The sequence below is a fragment of the Thainema salinarum CENA647 genome, from assembly GCF_057732415.1.
On the sequence record NZ_JBYJZJ010000035.1, the window covers coordinates 153,419 to 173,710 of the forward strand.

Annotated in this window: 13 protein-coding genes; 3 read left to right on the forward strand and 10 right to left on the reverse strand. The window is 46.2% G+C overall.

Annotation, left to right across the window (positions count from 1 at the left end; all coding sequences use genetic code 11):
* Positions 1-93: 93 nt before the first annotated feature.
* The 4 genes from AC286M_RS37065 to AC286M_RS37080 all read right to left on the reverse strand — a co-directional run bounded on the left by AC286M_RS37065 (position 94) and on the right by AC286M_RS37080 (position 11,721).
* The gene (locus AC286M_RS37065; protein ID WP_488209178.1) at positions 94-957 is read right to left on the reverse strand and encodes a thermonuclease family protein; all 864 of its coding nucleotides are present in this window, start codon (positions 955-957) and stop codon (positions 94-96) included.
* A 42-nt stretch (positions 958-999) separates the two neighbouring features.
* Positions 1,000-1,287 (reverse strand): DUF1016 N-terminal domain-containing protein, encoded by a 288-nt coding sequence (locus AC286M_RS37070; protein WP_488209189.1) that lies wholly within the window; start codon positions 1,285-1,287, stop codon positions 1,000-1,002.
* Positions 1,288-1,587: 300 nt separating this feature from the next.
* Positions 1,588-2,697 (reverse strand): DNA polymerase IV, encoded by a 1,110-nt coding sequence (dinB, locus tag AC286M_RS37075; protein WP_488209179.1) that lies wholly within the window; start codon positions 2,695-2,697, stop codon positions 1,588-1,590.
* A 378-nt stretch (positions 2,698-3,075) separates the two neighbouring features.
* Positions 3,076-11,721 carry a cadherin-like domain-containing protein gene (locus AC286M_RS37080; protein WP_488209180.1) on the reverse strand — a complete coding sequence of 2,882 codons (8,646 nt, stop codon included), beginning with the start codon at positions 11,719-11,721 and terminating at the stop codon, positions 3,076-3,078.
* A gap of 1,010 nt (positions 11,722-12,731) precedes the next feature.
* Here AC286M_RS37080 and AC286M_RS37085 point away from each other — a divergent pair.
* Together AC286M_RS37085 and rnc are read left to right on the forward strand one after the other, a co-directional pair.
* Positions 12,732-13,196, forward strand: a complete 465-nt coding sequence (locus tag AC286M_RS37085) for an NYN domain-containing protein (protein WP_488209181.1) — start codon at positions 12,732-12,734, stop codon at positions 13,194-13,196.
* 80 nt (positions 13,197-13,276) lie between these two features.
* Complete coding sequence (rnc, locus tag AC286M_RS37090) at positions 13,277-13,957, forward strand: ribonuclease III (protein ID WP_488209182.1); 681 nt, start codon at positions 13,277-13,279, stop codon at positions 13,955-13,957.
* 203 nt (positions 13,958-14,160) lie between these two features.
* Here rnc and AC286M_RS37095 read toward each other — a convergent pair whose 3' ends face one another.
* From AC286M_RS37095 to AC286M_RS37110, 4 genes are read right to left on the reverse strand one after another with little or no spacing between them, the layout of a single operon-like run.
* Positions 14,161-15,639 carry a TrkH family potassium uptake protein gene (locus AC286M_RS37095; RefSeq protein WP_488209183.1) on the reverse strand — a complete coding sequence of 493 codons (1,479 nt, stop codon included), beginning with the start codon at positions 15,637-15,639 and terminating at the stop codon, positions 14,161-14,163.
* On the reverse strand, positions 15,640-16,302 hold the full coding sequence (locus tag AC286M_RS37100) for a potassium channel family protein (protein ID WP_488209184.1): 663 nt from the start codon (positions 16,300-16,302) through the stop codon (positions 15,640-15,642).
* Positions 16,299-16,808: a potassium channel family protein gene (locus AC286M_RS37105; RefSeq protein ID WP_488209185.1), complete on the reverse strand. Its 510-nt coding sequence runs from the start codon at positions 16,806-16,808 to the stop codon at positions 16,299-16,301. Before AC286M_RS37105 ends, AC286M_RS37100 begins: the two co-directional genes overlap by 4 nt.
* Before the next feature lie 22 nt (positions 16,809-16,830).
* Positions 16,831-17,691 (reverse strand): universal stress protein, encoded by an 861-nt coding sequence (locus tag AC286M_RS37110; RefSeq protein WP_488209190.1) that lies wholly within the window; start codon positions 17,689-17,691, stop codon positions 16,831-16,833.
* 44 nt (positions 17,692-17,735) lie between these two features.
* On the opposite strand from AC286M_RS37110, the gene tnpA reads away from it, so the two are divergent.
* Positions 17,736-18,179: an IS200/IS605 family transposase gene (tnpA, locus tag AC286M_RS37115; protein WP_488202591.1), complete on the forward strand. Its 444-nt coding sequence runs from the start codon at positions 17,736-17,738 to the stop codon at positions 18,177-18,179.
* On the opposite strand, the gene AC286M_RS37120 is transcribed toward tnpA, so the two are convergent.
* Complete coding sequence (locus tag AC286M_RS37120; protein WP_488209186.1) at positions 18,161-18,475, reverse strand: hypothetical protein; 315 nt, start codon at positions 18,473-18,475, stop codon at positions 18,161-18,163. The two genes, tnpA and AC286M_RS37120, sit on opposite strands and share 19 nt — an antisense overlap.
* Before the next feature lie 83 nt (positions 18,476-18,558).
* The gene (locus AC286M_RS37125; protein WP_488209187.1) at positions 18,559-19,230 is read right to left on the reverse strand and encodes a hypothetical protein; all 672 of its coding nucleotides are present in this window, start codon (positions 19,228-19,230) and stop codon (positions 18,559-18,561) included.
* Positions 19,231-20,292: the final 1,062 nt, after the last annotated feature.

A 20,292-nucleotide genomic window follows, 5' to 3' on the forward strand; every position in this document is an offset into this window, starting at 1 on the left:
TTCGTGTTGTTTCTGCCACATTTTACAGGAGTAACACGAATAAACTGATTTGCTAGGTGCATTAGAGCAGTGCGATCTCATCTTCAACTCCTGCTATCTCAAGCTTTCACAAGCAACTCTATCATCATCTCCATCGAGTCGATGTGGATCACCAGGAGAGGACTCCAGTACATCTTGAGCCTGTCTCCAACTGGAAAAATCGCCACAGTCGCAGTCACTGTTGATGCAGGCAGGCAAGTCTGCCGCAGCGGTCGGTGATGGTTCAGTCGCTGAAGGGGCAGAAGGTGAAACGGCTGGAGTGGACGAAGCGGTTACTGGGCGTTTTCCTTGGCGATAGTCCCAGGGCTTAATGAATGCTAAGTCACCCCAGACTCCCTTGCCAGTTGATCGGGCTCGTTCTTCTGCCGCCAGTAACTCATCTGCATTGTTGCCACAGTTACTTAGATATTGGGTGTAGACCACGGCATCGCCTGACTCCAGCATTTGCAGATTGATAAAATTGCCTTCTGCCGTATATACCTCAGCGACTGTGCGCCCATACGCATCCTGATCCACGACGTTGAGCTGTATTTGTCCCGATATCAAACTGGATAGTCGCTCAGTGGCATCTGCACCATGTGGTGCCTGAGCTGACTCTGGCGAATCGATACAGGCTAACCTCACGGTAATCGTCTCGCCATCGCGAAAAGCGTCGATCGTGTCGCCATCATAAATTTTTGACACTGTGTAAAGTGGTTCGGTATTTGTCTCTTCATCTACAGCAGTTGGTGCTTGAGATGATGGAGATGCTGTGTTCTGAGCTGTATCTGTAGAGATTGATGGACTAACTGGCCGGTTATCCGCAACATCTGCATTGTAACTGTTAATGACAGCAAAAATGATCAACGCTAGCCCCATTCCAACGACAGCTAGGCTAGAGAGAATCAGCCATTTATAGTGATACCAGCGTTGAAACATAAGTCGATATGAGTTTCGGTCGAAAGATTGCGCCTGTCTAGTTTACTGTTCAGCTTTACCTAGCAGCGCTTGTTCAAGTTCCCGTGCGCTGTGCCGATCGCCTAGCTCTAGAAAATCAAAGACATATTCATCCCGAACCGCTAGGTTAGCTTGATTTCGCAGTGACTCTGGCAGCGTCTCGGCAAAGTTAGTCTGGTTCAATAGCGTCTTTTCATAGGACTGGTTCTCGATCTGATGAATCAAAACGCTCTTTGTCCATCCATATTTGCGAGTCATGCGGATGTAGAACTCTCGCTCCAGATCATCCTTACACTTCTCGATAATGACCAGGTTATGGCTTCAACCAATTTCTCGCACGAGTGGTGCGAGTTTTTCAGAACGCTCATAGGTTTCATAGAAGAGTTTCATCCGCATCTCGATTCATTGCTCCACCTCGCTCCATCTTAAATATCGGTATCGGCTGCTTCGGTAGCTTCTTATCAGATAGTTTGCCGAGTTCTGCGAGCGGCTTGAGCTAAACGACAGACGCATCAACTGCGATCGCATCTGCATCCGCTAGGGAGAGATGAAGAAGATGGGGTATTTGAGGTGCGATCGCAGATCTATTCGATAACTCGGTCGGCTCAAACATTAAATCGATTCTCCTGCTACTACGACTGGCTCTACAAATGGAAGACTGAGCTGCTGATATTCAATCGGCTGAGTACTGGTCAGATTAGAAATGGTAATCCCTAATAGCCGCACCTTAGCTCCGGGCTGCACATTCTCTTGCAGCAACGCTTTCGCCGTTTGATAGATCCGGGTTGCGTCCCGAAATGGAGTCGGTTGGGTACAGCTGCGTGTCATCTGCTGATAATTGGCAGACTTCACCTTCAGCGTTAGCGTATAGCCATAGCGCTGATGCCTCATTAACCGCTGCTCAACCTGATGCGCAATCTCATCCAGTTCCTGGCACATCTGCTCTATCTCACTCAAGTCTTCATAGAACGACTGCTCGGCTCCCACCGACTTACGGATGCGATTGGGATTGACGGGTCGATGATCTTGCCCGCGTGCCACCTGATAATAGAATCGACCCACTTTGCCAAAGTGACGCACCAGAGACTCTTCCGGCCACTGCTTTAGATCGGCTCCCGTGTGAATACCCAACGCCTGCATCTTTTGCGCCGTCACCTGACCAATGCCATAGAACTGGCGGATGGGAAGTGCTTCCACAAAGGATGCCGATTGTTCAGGTGGAATGAGGGATAGCCCATCCGGTTTATCTAAATCTGAAGCAATCTTGGCCAAGAACTTGTTAATCGATACTCCTGCTGATGCCGTGAGTCGAGTTTCGCGCAGAATATCCCGCTTAATCTGACGTGCGATCGCCATTGCCGACGCGCAGTCAATTTTATTCTGCGTCACATCCAAGTAGGCTTCGTCTAGAGATAACGGCTCAATCAGATCGGTATAGCGATGAAAGACGGCCCGGATTTGCTGAGAGACTTGGCGATACACCTCAAAGCGAGGTTTGACAAAGATGAGATGGGGACAGCGCTGCACGGCAATTCGAGACGGCAAAGCGGAATGAATGCCGTAGCGACGTGCTTCATAGCTGGCGGCGGCTACGGCTCCCCGTTGCTCGGGTCGTCCACCCACCACAATCGGGCGATCTCGATAGGCCGGATGGTCGCGCTGCTCAATGGAGGTGTAGAACGCGTCCATATCGACATGAATGATTTTGCGAATCGGTTCCATTGCCCGATCTCAAAACAGTGTGGAGAGCCCTAGCATTTTGTTGTGCTAGAGCTCCACTATTTTAGTTGATGCATACTGCATTTATCTACATAGTTGCCTGCTTAGCCCAGCTGATCAGCAGCTTTAGGCTCTGTTGCAATGAATAAGATCCGTCTCCAGACGCGTCGTTGACTCAAGTGGGCCGACTGCATGTGACGATAGAACGCTATTTGAACAGTTTCAAGCAGAAGTGGACTTTCAGCAAGTAAGGAGGAAAGTCTTACTGCTGTCATTTCTCTGGTTCAATAAGGTGAGAGTACAGTAATGCTCTCACCTTATTGGATCTCATGGTTTAAGTAGTCAATTGACTCAAGCTTGTCGGCAGGATAGCTGTTAGCCTCAAACAACTACATCCCAAGCTAAATCAAATACAGTTGGTGAAATAGACCCTGTATTGGTGACACTGCCATTATCAATAGACCAAGTTGTAATCTGTCCACCAAACAGTATGCTGTGGTTACGCCACAGCAAATCATCCGTGTAGCCATCGCCATCAAAATCGCTGACACCTTCAATTCGCCAGTTCCCTCCCATTGTTGGTAGTGTAGTCACCGTATTTTCGACGAGCAAACCATCTGTCTCCCAAATCGTGTTTTGACCTGTTTGGCGGTTGCGCCAAACAATATCATCAATGTTGCCATTCGCTTCAAAGTCTCCAACACCTTGGGCTTGCCAGTCAGTGTCAATTGTCCCAAAATCAAGACTTCCAGTTTTAGCCGCACCATCCATTGTCCAGACAATCGTGCTACCGTTACCCTGATGTTGCCAAAGGATGTCATCCACATAGCCAGAATGGTCAAAATCGCCAACACCCTGAATTGTCCAATCGGTATTTGTAACGGTATCAAGCGTGGCGTTACCAACCTTATTGAGACCATCCATGAACCAGATAACATTTTGGCCATTAACAGTATTACGCCAGAGGATATCGTCTCGATTACCATCTTTGTCGTAGTCACCAACACCTGCAGTAATCCAACTGGAACTTGAAACAGTGTCGCTCGTAGAACCACTACTCAGTCTATTCTGTCCATCTGTGAACCAAATGCTGGTTAATCCACGACTGGCATTGCGCCAGACTAAGTCGGGCAGGTCATCCCCATTAAAATCTGTTTTGCTATCATCAGTTCCGTTGACTGTAATAACGATATCCTGGGCAGTTCCGTCATCTGTTGTCACAGTAAACGTCTCCGTGACAGCATTACCGTCAACCAAAACATTAGTATCCTCATCAGCATTATTTAGCGTATAAAGCCAATTACCTTGAGCGTCGATGCTGAAGCTGCCATACATACCAACAGTATGAGTTTGAGCTGTAAAACCAACTGTGGAATCTATATCGCTCGCACTGAGGCTACCTGCAACACTACTAGTTGATGCATCTTCAGTCACAGTCCCTGCTGCGTCACCTGTAATGACAGCCGGATCATTAACATTCTCGATTGTTAATTCAAAGGTATCAAAAGACGTTGAACCGGCCTGATCTATGGCTGTAACGGTGATTGATAGGACACCAACATTCTCATTGAGAGGAGTACCACTGAAGTTGTTGCCATCAAAGCTTAGCCAAGATGGCAACGGTATGCCGTCAGCGAGAGTTGCACCCAAAGTTAAAGAGTCGTTTACGTCAATATCGCTAAAGGTATCTGACGGAATCGTATAACTGAACATCTCATCTTCGATTGCCGTTTGATTACTTAGCTCATTCGCAACAGTCGGTGCATCATTGACAGGAGTAACTGAGAAACTGCGAGAAACACCTGTGATGTCGCCACCATTACTGTCAGTTACGGTGTAAGTCAGAGTAACAGTCCCGTTGAAGTTTGCATTTGGTGAAAAGGTATAGGTGCCATCACCGTTATCAATAACGCTACCCTCATCAGAGGTTAGCCCAATGACCAATAGGACATCACCATCTGGATCGCTGAAACCTTCAAGCAGGGTGCTGAGCTGAATGATGAGATCGTTATCCTCTAATGTGTTAGACACTGTACCTGATGCCGTGCCTGTTGGAGAATCGTTAGTGTTTGCAATAGTCAAGTTAAAGGTATCAGAAGTGGTTGCTCCTGACTGATCCATCGCGATAACCGTGATTGATAAGACACCAACATCCTCATTAAGAGGAGTACCTGTGAAGCTGTTACCGTCAAAGCTCAGCCAGGAGGGTAGCGGTGTACCGTCGGCTAGAGTAGCGCTGAACGTTAGCGAGTCACCCACATCAACATCGCTGAATGCATTAACTGGAATGGTGTAGCTAAATACTTCATCCTCTATCGCTGTTTGATGACTAAATTCATTCGCAACAGTGGGCGCATCATTGACAGACGTAACCGAGAAAGTATGAGTAACTCCTGTGATGTCACCACCATTGTTGTCAGTGACGGTATAGGTTAGAGTCACGCTGCCGTTATAGTCAGCATCAGGGGAGAACGTATAGGTGCCGTCATTGTTGTCCATCAGGGTGCCGACATCAGCGGTCAATCCACTCACGGATAAAGTGTCGCCATCTGCATCAGTAAAGCCCTCAAGTAGAGTGCTAAGTTGAATGATGAGATCGTTATCTTCTGCGGTATCGGGGACTATACTAATCGCTACACCAGTTGGTGCGTCATTGACGTTTTCTACAACTAAATCAAAAGTATTTGAAATCGTGTCACCTGATTGATCAATAGCTGTAATCGTAATTGAGAGGACACCAACATCCGCGTTAAGAGGTATACCAGTGAAGCTGTTACCGTCAAAACTCAGCCAAGTCGGTAGTGGTGCGCCGTCAGCGAGAGCTGCATCCAAAGTTAAAGAATCGTTTGAGTCAATATCGCTAAAGGTATCTGACGGAATTGTGTAACTGAAAACTTCATCTTCGGTTGCGGTTTGATCACTTAGCTCATTCGCAACAGTCGGTGCATCATTGACAGAGGTTACCGAGAAACTACGAGAAACACCTGTGATGTCGCCACCATTACTGTCAGTTACGGTATAAGTCAGCGTGACACTGCCGTTGAAGTTAGCATCTGGTGAGAAGGTAAAGGTGCCATCATTGTTATCGACAATCGTACCTGCATCAGATGTCAATCCACTAACTGACAGCGCATCACTTTCGGGATCACTGAAACCTTCAAGCAGGGTGCTGAGCTGAATGATGAGGTCAGTGTCTTCTGCGGTATCAGGCACGATACCTGTTGCTGTACCAGTTGGGGCATCATTGATGTTCTCAATAACCAAATCAAAGGTATTAGAAGTGATTGCCCCTAATTGATCAGTGGCGATAACCGTGATTGATAGGACCCCCACATCCTCGTTGAGAGGAGTACCCGTGAAGCGGCTGCCGCCAAAGCTTAGCCAAGTTGGGAGGGCTGAGCCATCAGCCAAAGTGGCTGTGAACGTGAGCGAGTCACCCACATCAGTATCACTGAATGCATTAGCTGGAATGGTGTAGCTAAATGCTTCATCTTCGATTGCCGTTTGATTACTTAGCCCATGCGCGACAGTCGGTGCATCGTTAGTGTTCTTGACCACTAAACTGAAAGTGTTAGAGGTTGCGGCACCCGATTGGTCAGTTGCAGTGACAGTGATTAACAGAGTTCCCACATCCTCATTGAGAGGCGTACCGCTGAAGCTATTGCCATTGAAATTCAGCCAACTTGGGAGGGCTGAGCCATCAGCTAAAGTAGCGCTGTAGGTTATTAAGTCTCCTGCATCAACATCGCTGAATGCATCGTCTGGAATGGTGTAACTGAATGCTCCATCTTCGGTTGCGGTTTGATCACTTAGCTCATTCGCAACATCTGGTGCATCGTTGGCAGGAGTAACCAAGAAACTGCGGGTCACGCCTGTGATGTCGCCACCATTGTTATCGGTGACGGTATAAGTCAGAGTAACGTTGCCATTGAAGTTTTCATCTGGTGAGAGGGTATAGGTGCCATCACCATTGTCGATCAGAGTACCCTCGTTGGAGGTTAGTCCAGTGACGGATAGAGCATCGCTGTCTGGATCGCTAAAGCCTTCAAGTAGGGTGCTGAGTTGGATGATAAGGTCAGTATCTTCTGCCGTGTTGGATACAATACCTGTTGCTGTTCCTGTTGGAGCACTGTTATTGCTTGCGATCTCAATACTGTCGCTAGTAACTGTTTCAGTCGTACCACCCTGGTCAACATAGCTCATCTGTACCCGAATAAGTTGATCAACCTGATCGTTACCAGGAGTAAAAGTATTGTCGGTTGCTCCCCCAATATCATTCCAAGTGAAGCCATCAAACTGCTGCCACTGATAAGTATAGGTGCTGCTATCAGGTAAGCCGTCAGCATCTACTAGGTTAGATATGTCTGCTGTGAGTAAGCTGTCTTCTTCAGGAATACCATTAATTGCGATAGGTATATCGATCCCTAGATTGATTACATGAAGCCCAGTGTTGTAATCCACAACATAAGCGTAGTTACCAATTACACTTATACCCGTCGCATCTCCAGAGGTATTGTAACTGCTAACCAAGACGGGATTGCTTGGATCGCTGATATCTACAACTTGTAGACCACTGTCAGCAGCAGCGACATAGGCGTAGTTACCAACGATATTTATATCGTGCGCATAGAACGTAGTATAGTACTCGCTCACAGTGGTGAGATTATAAGGGTCGCTAATATCAATGACTTGCAGACCGCTATCAGCAGAAGCGATATAAGCATAACCCCCAACAATTTCTAGTTCTTCTAGCCTGCTAGCAGAAATATCGTATGTGCTGACGAGAAAAGGGTTATAGGGGTCACTAATATCAATGATTTGCAGACTACTATTAAAGTCATCTTCAACAGCAACATAAGCATAGTTGCCTATGACATTGATATCGCGAATTCCGCCTGAAACATCATAAGTACTAAGACGAGACGGCTTATATGGATAGGAATCTTGGTCACTAATGTCTACAATTTGCAGACCGCCATTAAATCCATTATCACCGATATAAGCATAGTTGCCTATGACTTCTACTGCTGAAACATCGCTTGTATTGCCGTAGTTATCATAACTACCGATAAGAGTAGGGTTATTGGGGTTACTGATATCAACGACTTGCAGGCCATCATAGCGAGTAGCAATATAGGCATAGTCCCCAACAATGGTTATATCTTCCGCATAGTTCCCTATGGAGTTGTCACTGACCAAAATAGGAGTATTGGGATCGCTAATATAAATGGCCTGTAAACCTTGATAATCGTTGGATATGACATAGGCATAGTTCCCTGATACGCTTATGTCCCATGCAGATAACAGCGCATCGTAGGTGCTAGCAAGAGTCGGATTTTCAGGAAGCGCTTCACCCACTGGTGCATCATTAACTGGGGTAACGGCAAATTCACGGATCACTCCTGTAATGTCACCACCATTATTGTCAGTGACGGTATAGGTCAGAGTGGCACTGCCGTTGTAATTAGCATTAGGTGAAAAGATATAAGTCCCATCACCGTTGTCAACAATTGAGCCTGTATCCGTAATAAGATCAACCACATACAAACTATCTCCCTCAGCATCACTAAAACCTTCCGTTAGAGTGCTGAGCTGAATGATGAGGTCAGTGTCTTCCGCCGCATCGGGTATTGTCCCCGTTGCAGAACCTGAAGGCGGTGTATTGTTTACATCGGTAATCCTGACCTGATCACTAGCAACCGTTTCAGTTGTGTCACCCTGATCGGTGTAGCTCATTTGGACTCGGATATCTTTGTTGATCTGATCATCACCAGGAGTAAACGTGCTGTCAGTTGCTCCTACAATGTCGTTCCATGTGAAACCATCAAACTGCTGCCATTGGTAGGTATAGGTACCGCTATCAGGCAAGCCATCCGCGTCTACTAGATTGAAACTATCCGCAGTGAGCAGATTGTCTGTTTTAGGAACGCCACTAATCGAGATAGGATCAATGCTGATGCCCAAATCTATAATCTGAAGACCTTCAGTCTCGTCTGTAAGATAAGCGTAGTTACCTACTACACTGATACCTGTTACATTTCCAGAGGCATTGAAACTACCAATCAAGACGAGATTATTTGGATCGCTGATGTCTAAAATTTGCAGACCGCTATCAGTGTCATTGACTGCAATATAGGCATAGTTGCCAACTATGTTTATGTCCCGTGCAAAACCAGATGTATTGTATTCACTTGCAAATATCGGATTGTATGGGTCGCTAATATTAATAACTTGCAGACCACCGTAAGAAGCAGCGACATAAGCATAATCTCCGGCAATTTTTAAATCTTCCGGTCTGCCAGAAATATCGTATGTGCTGACAAGAAAAGGATTATAGGGATCACTAATATCAATGATTTGCAGACTACTATTAAAGTCATCTTCAACAGCAACATAAACATATTTGCCTATGACATTAATATCGCGAATCCAGCCAGAAATGCTATAAGTGCTAAGAGGGTATTCGTAGTTGATTTCTACAATTTGCAGCCCATCATTAAACCCACCACCGATATAAGCATAGTCTCCTACAACTTCAACTGCTGAGACACTGCTTATATTGCCGTAATCATCATAGCTACTAACGAAAATAGGGTCGCCAGGGTTGCTGATATCAATAATTTGTAGACCGTCATAGCGAGTAGCGATATAGACATAATCACCAACTATGCTGATGTCTTCGGCATAGTTTCCTATGTAATTGTCACTAACCAGGATAGGACTATTCGGATCGCTAATATCGATGACCTGCAAACCTTGAGCATCACTAAATATTACATAGGCATAGTTCCCTAATACCCTCAAGTCCTCCGCATGAACTAGCGTATCGTAGGTGATAACGAGAGTCGGGCTACTAGGAGCTTTTTTACCTACCGGTGTATCATTGGCTGGAGTGACAAAGAAACTGCGGGTTACACCTCTAATCTCACCGCCATTACCATCGGTCACAGTGTATGTTAAGGTGGCGCTGCCGTTGTGGTCTGCATTAGGCGAGAAAGTATAGGTACCGTCTCTGTTATCAATAATTGTTCCTGCATCGGCAGTAAGACCACTGATAAAAAGATTATCTCCATCCGCATCGCTGAAGCCTTCGATGAGATCTTGATAATCGATGATCAGATCCGTATCTTCTACAGTATCCGGTACTGTTCCTGTAGCTGTCCCGAATGGGGCATCATTGATATTGGTGATTATTACTCCCGCACTAGTAACTGTTTCAGTCGTACCACCCTGATCGGTGTAGCTCATCTGGACTCGTATTTCTTGCCCAACTTGGTCATCACCAGGAGTAAATGTGTTGTCAGTTGCTCCCGTAATATCGTTCCAAGTAAAGCCATCGAACTGCTGCCATTTATAGGTGTAAGTGCTGCTATCGGGTAGTCCATCTGCATCTGCCAGATTAGAAGTGTCTGCAGTAAGTAAATTATCTTCTTGAGGAGTCCCGCTAATGGCAATTGGGTTGCTACCTAGTTCTATGATCTGAAGACCGTCAAAACCCTTTGCAATGTAGGCATAGTTGCCGACCACGCTCACCCCATATGCACCTGATGAACCTGAGTTAATAGTACCCGTAGAAACAGGATTACTTGGATCGCTGATATCAATAATTTGTAAGCTTCTGAAGCCATCTGCAACATAAGCATAGTTGCCAATGATTTTGACATCAAGAGCAAACCCCAGAGTGTTGTAAGTTCCAATTAGAGCAAGGCTGTTTGGGTTGCTGATGTCGATAATCTGCAGACCGTCAGCACCATCTGCAACATAGGCATAGTTGTCGAATATAGTGACACTAGACGCGTAACCAGGTGTATCTTGTGCACTGAGCAAAACAGGACTATTAGGGTCACTAACGTCAATAATTTGTAGACCGTTGTAGCCGCTCACAATATAAGCATAGTTACCAACAATACTCACACCTTCAACTCGACTCGATATATCGCAGTTGCCAACAAGAGTAGGACTATTAGGGTCGCTAATATCAATAATTTGTAGACCGCTATTACCATCAGCAACATAGGCATAGTTGCCAACAATACTTACGTCATACATATGGTGTGAGCTACTATAGCTGCCTATAGAAATAGGACCAGCAGGGTTGCTAACATCAATAATTTGTAGACCATTCGTAGCATCTGTAACGTACGCATAGTTACCGACAACACTGATGCCATTAGCATAGCCTGAAGTATTGTAGTTCCCTATTAGGATAGGATTTTCTGGGTTGCTGATATCAATGATCTGTAGGCCACTAGAACCATCAGCAGTATAGGCATAATTGCCGATAACTACCACGTCTCGGGACTCGCCCGAAGTATTATAAGTGCTGGTCAAAGTAGGATTATTCGGAGCACCTTGATCGGCTGGAGGAGTGTTGAACATTCCTTGATAACTGCTGAGTACAGATGTGGTCCAAGGTGAAACCGAAATGCGGCCAGATGTTCGCCCTAGAAGCAAATTAAGTTGCCATGTTCCGCCATGTCTTAAGCTTCCTACAGCTTGGGAAGAGGCATATATGTTTGCCTGAGTTATGCAATACAGTTGGCCTAAAAACTCTTCACCAGCGTCACCAGCAGCAACATTACAGCCATATAGAAAAAGTGAAGATTGAGGAACACACCAGGTTTTGAGTTGTTGAGAATAGGTTTTTAGGGTATCAAGACTAAGCTGACTGTTACCAAGGTAAAGACAGCCAGGTGAGCCATGAGAGACGAGATGGAGAGAAAAGCAATTTATGAGTTGGAGTTTTAGACTTTGCAAAATTTCAGTGATTTGAATAATGCCGTCTCGCCCTGGGTCAAGAACGAAAATATCGAATTCAGGAGACGCGTTAGCAATCAGAAATTGGTGGTCGTTGACATGTGTGTCAATAATCAAAATTTGGCGAGATAGACTGTGACTGTCAAAAGACTGAAGGGATGGTTGTAGCATGTAAATCTGACCTTTAGAAACTGTGTTGAGTGAGAGAAGCGCTTTTATCAATAGATGTGCAGTTTGATGCCGTTTTGTGATATAGGTCGCAAATAGCACATCTATCGAAAGCGCTTTTCGAAACGTTATACAGTTCTAAACTTCCCGTAACCAAGCAAAGAATTGATAGTCAATAGTAAATTTATTATCTGTTTTTTATGCCTATTCAATATGGTTCTTTATTGAATAAGCATGATTTATTAAGTAGATTTACGCATATAACAATACTTTCAATATAGAAAATTTTAACTGGCTCTTTTTTTAAGCTGTTATTTTTAGTTCTCATCGTTATTCAATAGCTCTGTTTTTGGTTAAGCTAATGTTTTAGCTTAAGCTAATGTTTTAGCTTTTTTAGACATTTTAATTTTGTAATATGAATTGTGATTATAGGTAATTTTAGAATGTGCAATCGCACTCCCATCTGCTCTTCTAAAGTTGCCCAATTTTCACACCTATAATACATGTTATGCCGATTGTTTAGGGTGAGAGGGATGAGTCTTATAATTGGCTTTATAGAAAGAGTGCTGAGTCTCAAGTTAAGAATAAATGGTTAGTAGGCTTAAATCTAAGTATTTAGGTTGCCTTTCCGATGGGGATGCTGGAGAGGTATTCAACAGTCGTCACAGAATTTAATCCAAAATTTCCTCTTGACAAGTGTTTGATAGTGGTGCCATTTTGAATACAAAGCAGCTTATCGATCAGGGCAGGCAGAAGCCTGGGTTCTCGTCTCATAAGCAGCATCTCTGAACCTTGACATTACATACCGCTGTTACCTTGGTCTAGCAGTCCGCTGGCGTAGGTATCTCGGCAATAGATATGCAACGCCTTTAGCATAAGTAATGGTTCTATTTCTTGTGCTGAATTTTCTGCCTATCTACTGTCTGGTTATCTGGGTGAGTGTATTGCTGGTTCAAGTTAGTAGCTGTGTGTGATGGCAGGGAGCAAAGATACTGCGGGTTGAGACGGTAATCATCTGACACTGAATACGTCTGGGGCAATCCAGTGGTATTCAGTTCATCAGTCATAGCTTGATAGGTATTGCTGCCTCCAATTTATTAAGAGGCAATTCTATGTCTAACCAAGCAAAGTGTTTGGTCACTTCGTCTGTTGCAATTTTGTGTGATTGGCAAAACGTTAGGGGAACTCAAGCCCAACTGCGGTGTTTGATGAGTTTTGCATGCAAACTTGGCACAATCGCTTTCAAGAGAGTCTATGCACACTGGCGGCATGAAAATTCTAAATGGGAAGAGCTATTTGACGAGTTGGATTTTGATTGTTTTAACGTGCCTTCCTCAAAGCAAAAGAGGAACAATGTTGACAAGAAGCTGATTGCCCATTGCAGGCAGCAGATTCTCAACAATCCTGATATCACAACAGTGATTCTGCTCTCCGGCGATGGTGATTTTAAGGGGCTAGTCCGTGACCTCAAAGCTAAAGGGAAGAAAGTCATTGTGATCGGGGAGTGCTCGAACAAGACAAGTGGCAAGCTCATTGAGTTGGCTGATGAATTTCATCTGCTGAAACAGCTTTGTTAACGAATTTGGAGGTTTGGCTATCTCTCCATTGGAGGGATAGCTAAATGCTGTCATGGATGAAGTAAGGAGAATTGGTAGAAATGCATCAACTCTTGATCTTTCGGAACGAAAAGCTTTTGCGTCAAGCATTAACACATCGCTCATATACCAATGAGAATCCCGGTGAGAAGCATAATGAGCGGCTGGAGTTCTTGGGGGATGCCATCTTGAACTTTATTAGCGGAGACTACTTGTATCGTCGCTATCCAGACATCGGGGAAGATGAAATGACGCGGCGGCGATCTTCTCTGGTTGATGAAAAGCAACTGGCTAAGTTTGCCAGAGAAGCTGGATTAGATTTTAGAATGCGGTTGGGGAAAGGAGCAATCCAGGAAGGGGGATTGAATAACCCAAATTTGCAGAGCAGCACCTTTGAGGCAGTTGTTGGTGCTTACTATATTGACCATGATCATGATATCGAAGCTGTGCGTCCCATTGTCGAAGGTTTATTTGACTCGGTATTACCAACAGGTAAAGAACATCGCTCTAACGTTGATTCAAAGAACCGGTTTCAGGAGTGGGTACAGGACAAGATTGGCTCGGTACTACCCAAATACGTCACAGAGCGCATCGGTGGCCCGGATCATGCGCCGGAGTATTTAGCGCGGGTCTTGGTCAATGGCAAGGTGTATGGAGAAGGAAAAGGATGCGGCAAGAAAGATGCAGAAAAATGGGCAGCCGAGAATGCTTTGTCTAAGCTCAAAGCCCAGGGCTTGATTTAGGGCTTAAAGTTGTTGAAGCTCAAGTAGAACGGCTGTGCAATCTGCAATTGCCATATCTAAATTGGGGTGCTCGGTATGCTCATGAATAAATGCCCCTATCTTCTCTGCCTCCTGTTCTAACAACTTGGTATACCGCTCGATCTCGGTTGCCGTAAGATAACTGAGAATTGAATTGCTGTTCGTCGCAACAATTCAGAAGCAGCCTAGCCTTTTAAAGCAGGTTGCAGATCACGCACAATCCGAATTAGGCCAACAAAGACCGTCAAGAATTCCAGCCGTCCTAAAAACATAGCTACAATCTCTGTCCATAGCAGGGTTGGGGGAGCATCTGGTGCCGTTACACCCACTGAAAGTCCAACTGTACTCATCGCACTGGCTGTTTCAAATAGACTTTCTTCCAGAGAAAAGCCGTGGCTTGAAATGATGATGCAGATCAAGCTGTAGGTGACCAGGTACAAGAAGACAAATAGAGCGGTTTGTCGAACTTGAGCATCTTTAACAAACCGACGGGCATTAGTTTGCCAAATTCTGGGTTCGCTGACTAAGCGATCAGGCATCAACATGTGATGAATTTCCCACAGTAAGCTGCGGTAGAGAATATAAATGCGCAGTTGCTTGATGCCTCCAGCCGTGGAACCCGATCCGCCGCCGATCAGCATCAGCAAGATTAAGATCAACCAGCCCAAGCCACTCCAGTCACCATAGCCAACAGTAGAAAATCCAGTTGTCGTTAAGGCCGAGATCGGCTCGAATAGAGCAACGCGAATTGATTTTCCCAAAGAGTCGTAGCGTGTTCCGGTGACTCCGACCAAGATGATGAAGGCGCTAATGCTGATCAACACCGCTTGGATACGCATCTGCCCATCTCGCCACAGGCTCGACCACTTACCTCGCAAAATTAAATAGCTAATGACAAAATTGAGGCTACCCAACAGCATCAGTACCCACGTCACGATTTCGATTGGTGGACTGTTCCAATAGCCAATGGAGTCTACTCGGGTCGAGAAGCCTCCGGTTGATAAGGCGGCAAAGGCATGATTTACAGCATCAAACCAATTCATGCCTGCGATTCGCAGTCCTACGATGCCTAGTACTACATATCCAAGATAAATACTCAAAACCAATTTGGCGGAACGGCGAACATGAGGCGCAAGCTGTTCACTGCGACCTTCGGCACTGGATAAACCTGAACCTGACGGGCCTGCGATCGCACTTAAAGTGATAATCGCTAACCCAGCTCCACCGTAGAGTTCAGTGATACTTCTAAACAGCAAAATTAGCCGAGGCGCTTGAGTTACATCCACGACCGACAAGCCAGTTGTCGTCCAGCCACTTGTGGATTCAAAGAAGGCTTGGGTAAGGGTCAGTCCTGATATCCACGAAAAAGGTACTGTGCCGAAGCCAATTACCAGCAACCAAGCGAGTACGACAATCACCGCCCCCTCCTGCAAGGTGAGGCTATAGCCAGATCGAGGAGTTAACCAACGCCAAGCAATCCAACCCAGAGCAAAAAGGAGTCCTCCTGGCAGCAGAAAACCTCCAGCTAGAACCCACTCTTCGGGATAGAAGATCAGAGCCAGCAGTGGCGATATAATTCCTAATCCGGCAATCCAGCAGACTAAGCCCGTATAACCTAAAATCGCTCGATAGCGCTGGCGCAAAAAAGTTTGATAGCGACTCATCTAGCTAACGTCTCCCATAATCACCTGATAAGCCGCCTCATAGGTTCCGGCCTGACTAATCACAATTAGCCGATCGCCAACCTGTAGTTGGCTGCCGCCTTTCGGGATAATGACGTGGCCCTGACGCACAATACAGGCGACAATTGCCTCTGCCAGCTCCAAATCTTGTAGTTTTTTACCGACAGTGGGGCTAGAGGATTGCAGAGTGATTTCGGCGAGATGCACATCACCATCCGCCACAGGCATCAACGCTTTAATGTTGCCGTAGTCCGTCTGCTGCTCAATTAAATGGCCCAAAATTTCGGTCGCTGAGAAGGCGACTGATACTCCTAGTTGCCGAAAGACGGCTTGGTTGGCTGGATCATTGACCAGTGCAATTGTGCGAGGTATACCAAACCGCTTTTGGGCTATCTGGCAAGCCACCAGATTATCTTCGTCTTGGGGGGTCAATGCTAAAAGAACATCAGCTCGATAGGCTCCAGCATCTTCTAAAACCGCTGGCACACTGCCATCACCACAAAGGACGGTTGCTTTTAACTTGTGGGACAGGGCTAATGCTTCATCGCGGTTAGGGGTAATTAACGTCAGAGTATATTGTTTCGCAATAAAATGCTTGCCTAGAAAATAGGCTAGTTTGTCTTGGCCAATGACAATGACTCTCATGATGATATCAACGTATTTTGGTGCAAGATTTCCAGAAGTGCATTTGCAGAGAGCTGAGTTGGGCTGATAGTCGCAATGCCAAATTCTTTGTAAATGGCTTCTCGGGTTGGGTCATAAACACGGGCAATGACAACAGGAACTTCAAACATGACATTGGCTACTTGAGCAACCATCAGATTGATGTTGTCTTGATCGGTGACGGCTAATAAACAGTCCGCGCGCTGGATCTTGGCCTGCTCCAGAATCTCCATTTCTGTCGCATCCCCCGTGATCCGAAAGCCGCTAAATTCGGCTGATAACTGGTTAAAGGCCGCTTCCCGAACGTCGATAATGACAACGTTATGTCCTTCATGACTCAGGTGGCTGGCCAATGATGAGCCTAAACGGCCACACCCAACCACGACGATATTTTGGTTTTTTGCCATCAGTTTGTTCTCCTGTTCTACACTTGCATTCGTGATGACGACTTCTGGCAATGAACATGGTGTCAACTGTGCCCACAGCATCTTTTAATGCGGTGAGTATCGCTTATCCCTGGAACTGATCACTTCGAAACCAGTTGGAATGGGGTTCACCGAGCAGAATAAGTGAACAGTCAAGCTGCTGAGCAACCCAGTTAGAGAGATTACTAATGTTGAGATCTCCTGTGCGGCTCCGGCGGCGATAGGTGCGCATAATCACCAAGTCGTGAGAGCGAGATTCTTGTAAAATTCCTTGAGCCGGATCGACCTGGTGAAGAATTTTAGGGATGACTTCGACAGCAGAGATGCTATTCCCGGCCAGCTCCGTCATCTGCTGCTTAAGCCATTCTGTGCGATTGCTCGATGGCTGACGGGGCGCGACGTGTAGAAGCGTTACCCGAGCGTGATTCGGTTGGGCTATGGCCAATGCGAGCTGAACTTTATATGCTTCTGCCGCCGTGAACTGTTTAATGGGCACTAATATACTGCTCATCTCGCGAGGCGACATTCGCAGGCGGATAATCGCTAGCGGACAGTGGGCCGACCAAAGCACATCATCAATTAGTGTGCCGAACAAGCGGGCCTTGATGCCATCTTGTTTACTCCAGCCCATGATAATCAGGTTAGCTTTCTGCTCTCTGGCAGCTTGGCTGATACCATCGGCAACATTGTTCGCAATGCGCAGCAGTGGTTCAACGGGAACATTGAGGGCAGAGCCAATTTCGGTTGCAGTAGCCAACAGGGTTTCTCGCTGACGAAAAATGCGGTTCATACGGGGCGAATCCATGCGGGACTGTGCTTTTGCGATCGCAAGTGGCTTGATTACCCCGTTTCGTTGCTCGGCCAGTAGAGCTGCAATTTCCAGCAGCCCCTTCTCAGTTTCGGGGTTATAGACAGGTACTAAAACCGTGAAGGATTGGCTTTGAATCTCTTGGGTCCATTCCCCGCCGCTCTGCGGCGTAAGATCTAAGAATGAGTGAGTACATCCACAAGAGTCATAACGTTACAGTTTTGCTATACCACTTAGTGTTTCCAGCAAAGTATCGACGGGTTGTGTTTGATGAGCAAGTAGATGCGGTTCTGCGAGAAGTCTGCCTCGAAATCGAGAAACGCTACGAGGTGAAGTTTGTCGAAATTGGAGTGGACAAAGACCATGTCCATTTTCTAGTGCAGTCCGTGCCGACCTATAGTGTGACCAAACTGGTGACGATGCTGAAAAGTTTAACTGCACGAGAAGTCTTCAAACGATGCCCTCAAGTGAAGCAGAAACTCTGGGGAGGCGAGTTTTGGAGTGATGGATATTTTGCGAGTACAGTAGGCCGCCACGGGGATGAAGGAATGATCGCCAAATATGTTCAAGCCCAAGGCAAAGATTACCTCAAATTGCATCGGGATAATCAACTTGCTCTTTTTTGATTCTGATACCCCGTCCGCTTGCGGCGGGGTATTTCATTGTTGACCTGATTGCCTTCGCCAACCAAATTAATCGAGTGATCGCTATTGTCCACTTGGTTTCCTGACCCATCAATGGTTACAGAGCGATCTGTATTTGTTACAGTGCCGGGTGGATTCGTTGATGCATTGCTGCCACCGGGGAATAACTTAATCCACCAGGGCGAGGTGCCTCCAGCAATCAGCGCAATCAGGATCGGGAAAATGAGTCCTTTCAACCAAGGACGGTCTTCAGACGGTTTACTCTCGCTGTTGCTCATAGAGCACCCCCTTCTAAGCAAATGGTGGTACTTCTAATCTACAAAGGACAATTTGCAGTTTCCTCATTTTGAGAGCAAAACTTTTACTGCCCTAACCGCTTCCTTGCGCCTCTGACACTACCCAACTGTTTTAGCGTCATTCCGGCCACCAGCGTTACACCGCCGAAGATATACAGTGACCTGTTATCCGTACCCAGGCCGACAAAGCGCACGATGCCAAAGGCCATCAGACAGGCAACGATGACGGGCATGATCACGACGTATTGAGTGTGTTCAGGCTTCTGGTGTTTGATGCCTAACTTGCGCTGGCGGACAACCTTCTTGGCCAGCATTGGGTTACGTCCGGCCAGCGGTTGCAGTTCGGCCAGTTCTGCGCGGGAAAGCTGTAATCCTTGGCGCTGTGCTTCCTGCTCCATCACCTGACGAATCGCAGCATCACTGGGCAGCTCCACCTCAATCTCCAGCAGGTTGAGAAAAATATCTCGGCCAGGGTTTACAGGTGAAAACATGACGACGCGACAACCATTTGCGATCGCATCTTCCAGCCAATAGCGAATCGATGCCGAAAGCCGCTGAGCCTCCGGCAAAATCAGCAGCGTCTGAGCGCCAATGTTATCCAGCAGCTCATCTTTCTGATCGTTAACGTTGAGCGCTTTCCCTTCGCCGTTCTCAGTCGGGATATCCAGTGCTTGGGCCATCCGTTTGAAGAACAGTTTGGCACTGCCCTTATAAATTGCGATCGCAACTCCACCCATGACCAAGCTCACCTCGACAGGTGCGGTACATCACTAAATTAAGCCTGAAATGCTGAGGACTGAGCCTGAATCCCTATATAGACAAGCTCAAAACCCCTACTGCTCAAGCGTTCAACCATCGTCTCTCTGCTCAAACTCTCTAACTGCCTACTGCGCTCCCTATACTCTCCTCCTAGCCTGGTCTTCGGATCGGGCTTTTTAGTTGGGGAGTTGGAAGTTGCGATCGCACGTTTCACTGTTATCTAATTGTTGTGATTGACGACTGGATAACAACCAGCTGCTTCGTATCGATAGTTGGCCATCCAATAGCAACGGAGCAATTTGGCCAGTAGAAGAGCAACTGTCCCATTTACGATGTTTGAGCCGCTGTTAGAGAAGATCCTGAAAGCCTTAATAATAAAGGGCTTAGAGAGATTAACTGTTCCATTAACGGTTAAAGATCGGCCAGTAGAGGATCATCAGAGATTACCCTTTGAAGAGGCAGCGCATAAGAAAGAGTGAAATCTTGAAATGCCTTTCTGCACTAGCTTTCATGATTATGATTTTTGCCTACTGGCCAAATTGCTCCATTACTATTGGATGGCCTAGTTGACTGAATGCCCCTAAATTTTGGAACAAGATCGCGTACTATCTTATCTTATCTTCCCATTCTTATCTTGTCCAATTATTGCATTTGTGTTTGATTTCAGAGACGCCGCGATCGCAGAGAATCCAGGCTATCCAATGAGTTCATGTTCTGAAGTAGAAGAGTAGTATCTGCTCTAGTTAATTGCTACTAGAAGCTCCCTGGTTACCAACAAGAGTAAACCAACGATAGAAGCAGCCAGAGACTCACATACGCGCGCTCATCCTCTGCCAAAAGCACACATTCTAGACAACTGTCATTCAACTATCGACCTGCGATCGCAGGTATTGAGCGAAGCGATCAAATTGCTGAAGTCAGGGAGCTAAAAGAACAGAAGCTGTGGTGAAGCGAGGTGACTAGAAGGCTGGAATAAGCTAATGACCTGTTGAAAGCCTGTTTTTGTGCAATGCTGATGTATTTCAAACGAATTCTGAATT

Bases quoted from the DNA above. Each gene is read 5' to 3' on its own strand.
- dinB (WP_488209179.1), bottom strand. From the start codon at position 2,697: ATGGAACCGATTCGCAAAATCATTCATGTCGATATGGACGCGTTCTAC.
- AC286M_RS37095 (WP_488209183.1), bottom strand. From the start codon at position 15,639: ATGAGTCGCTATCAAACTTTTTTGCGCCAGCGCTATCGAGCGATTTTA.
- rnc (WP_488209182.1), top strand. From the start codon at position 13,277: ATGCATCAACTCTTGATCTTTCGGAACGAAAAGCTTTTGCGTCAAGCA.
- AC286M_RS37065 (WP_488209178.1), bottom strand. From the start codon at position 957: ATGTTTCAACGCTGGTATCACTATAAATGGCTGATTCTCTCTAGCCTA.
- tnpA (WP_488202591.1), top strand. From the start codon at position 17,736: ATGAGTGAGTACATCCACAAGAGTCATAACGTTACAGTTTTGCTATAC.
- AC286M_RS37100 (WP_488209184.1), bottom strand. From the start codon at position 16,302: ATGAGAGTCATTGTCATTGGCCAAGACAAACTAGCCTATTTTCTAGGC.
- AC286M_RS37105 (WP_488209185.1), bottom strand. From the start codon at position 16,808: ATGCTGTGGGCACAGTTGACACCATGTTCATTGCCAGAAGTCGTCATC.
- AC286M_RS37085 (WP_488209181.1), top strand. From the start codon at position 12,732: ATGTCTAACCAAGCAAAGTGTTTGGTCACTTCGTCTGTTGCAATTTTG.
- AC286M_RS37125 (WP_488209187.1), bottom strand. From the start codon at position 19,230: ATGGGTGGAGTTGCGATCGCAATTTATAAGGGCAGTGCCAAACTGTTC.
- AC286M_RS37120 (WP_488209186.1), bottom strand. From the start codon at position 18,475: ATGAGCAACAGCGAGAGTAAACCGTCTGAAGACCGTCCTTGGTTGAAA.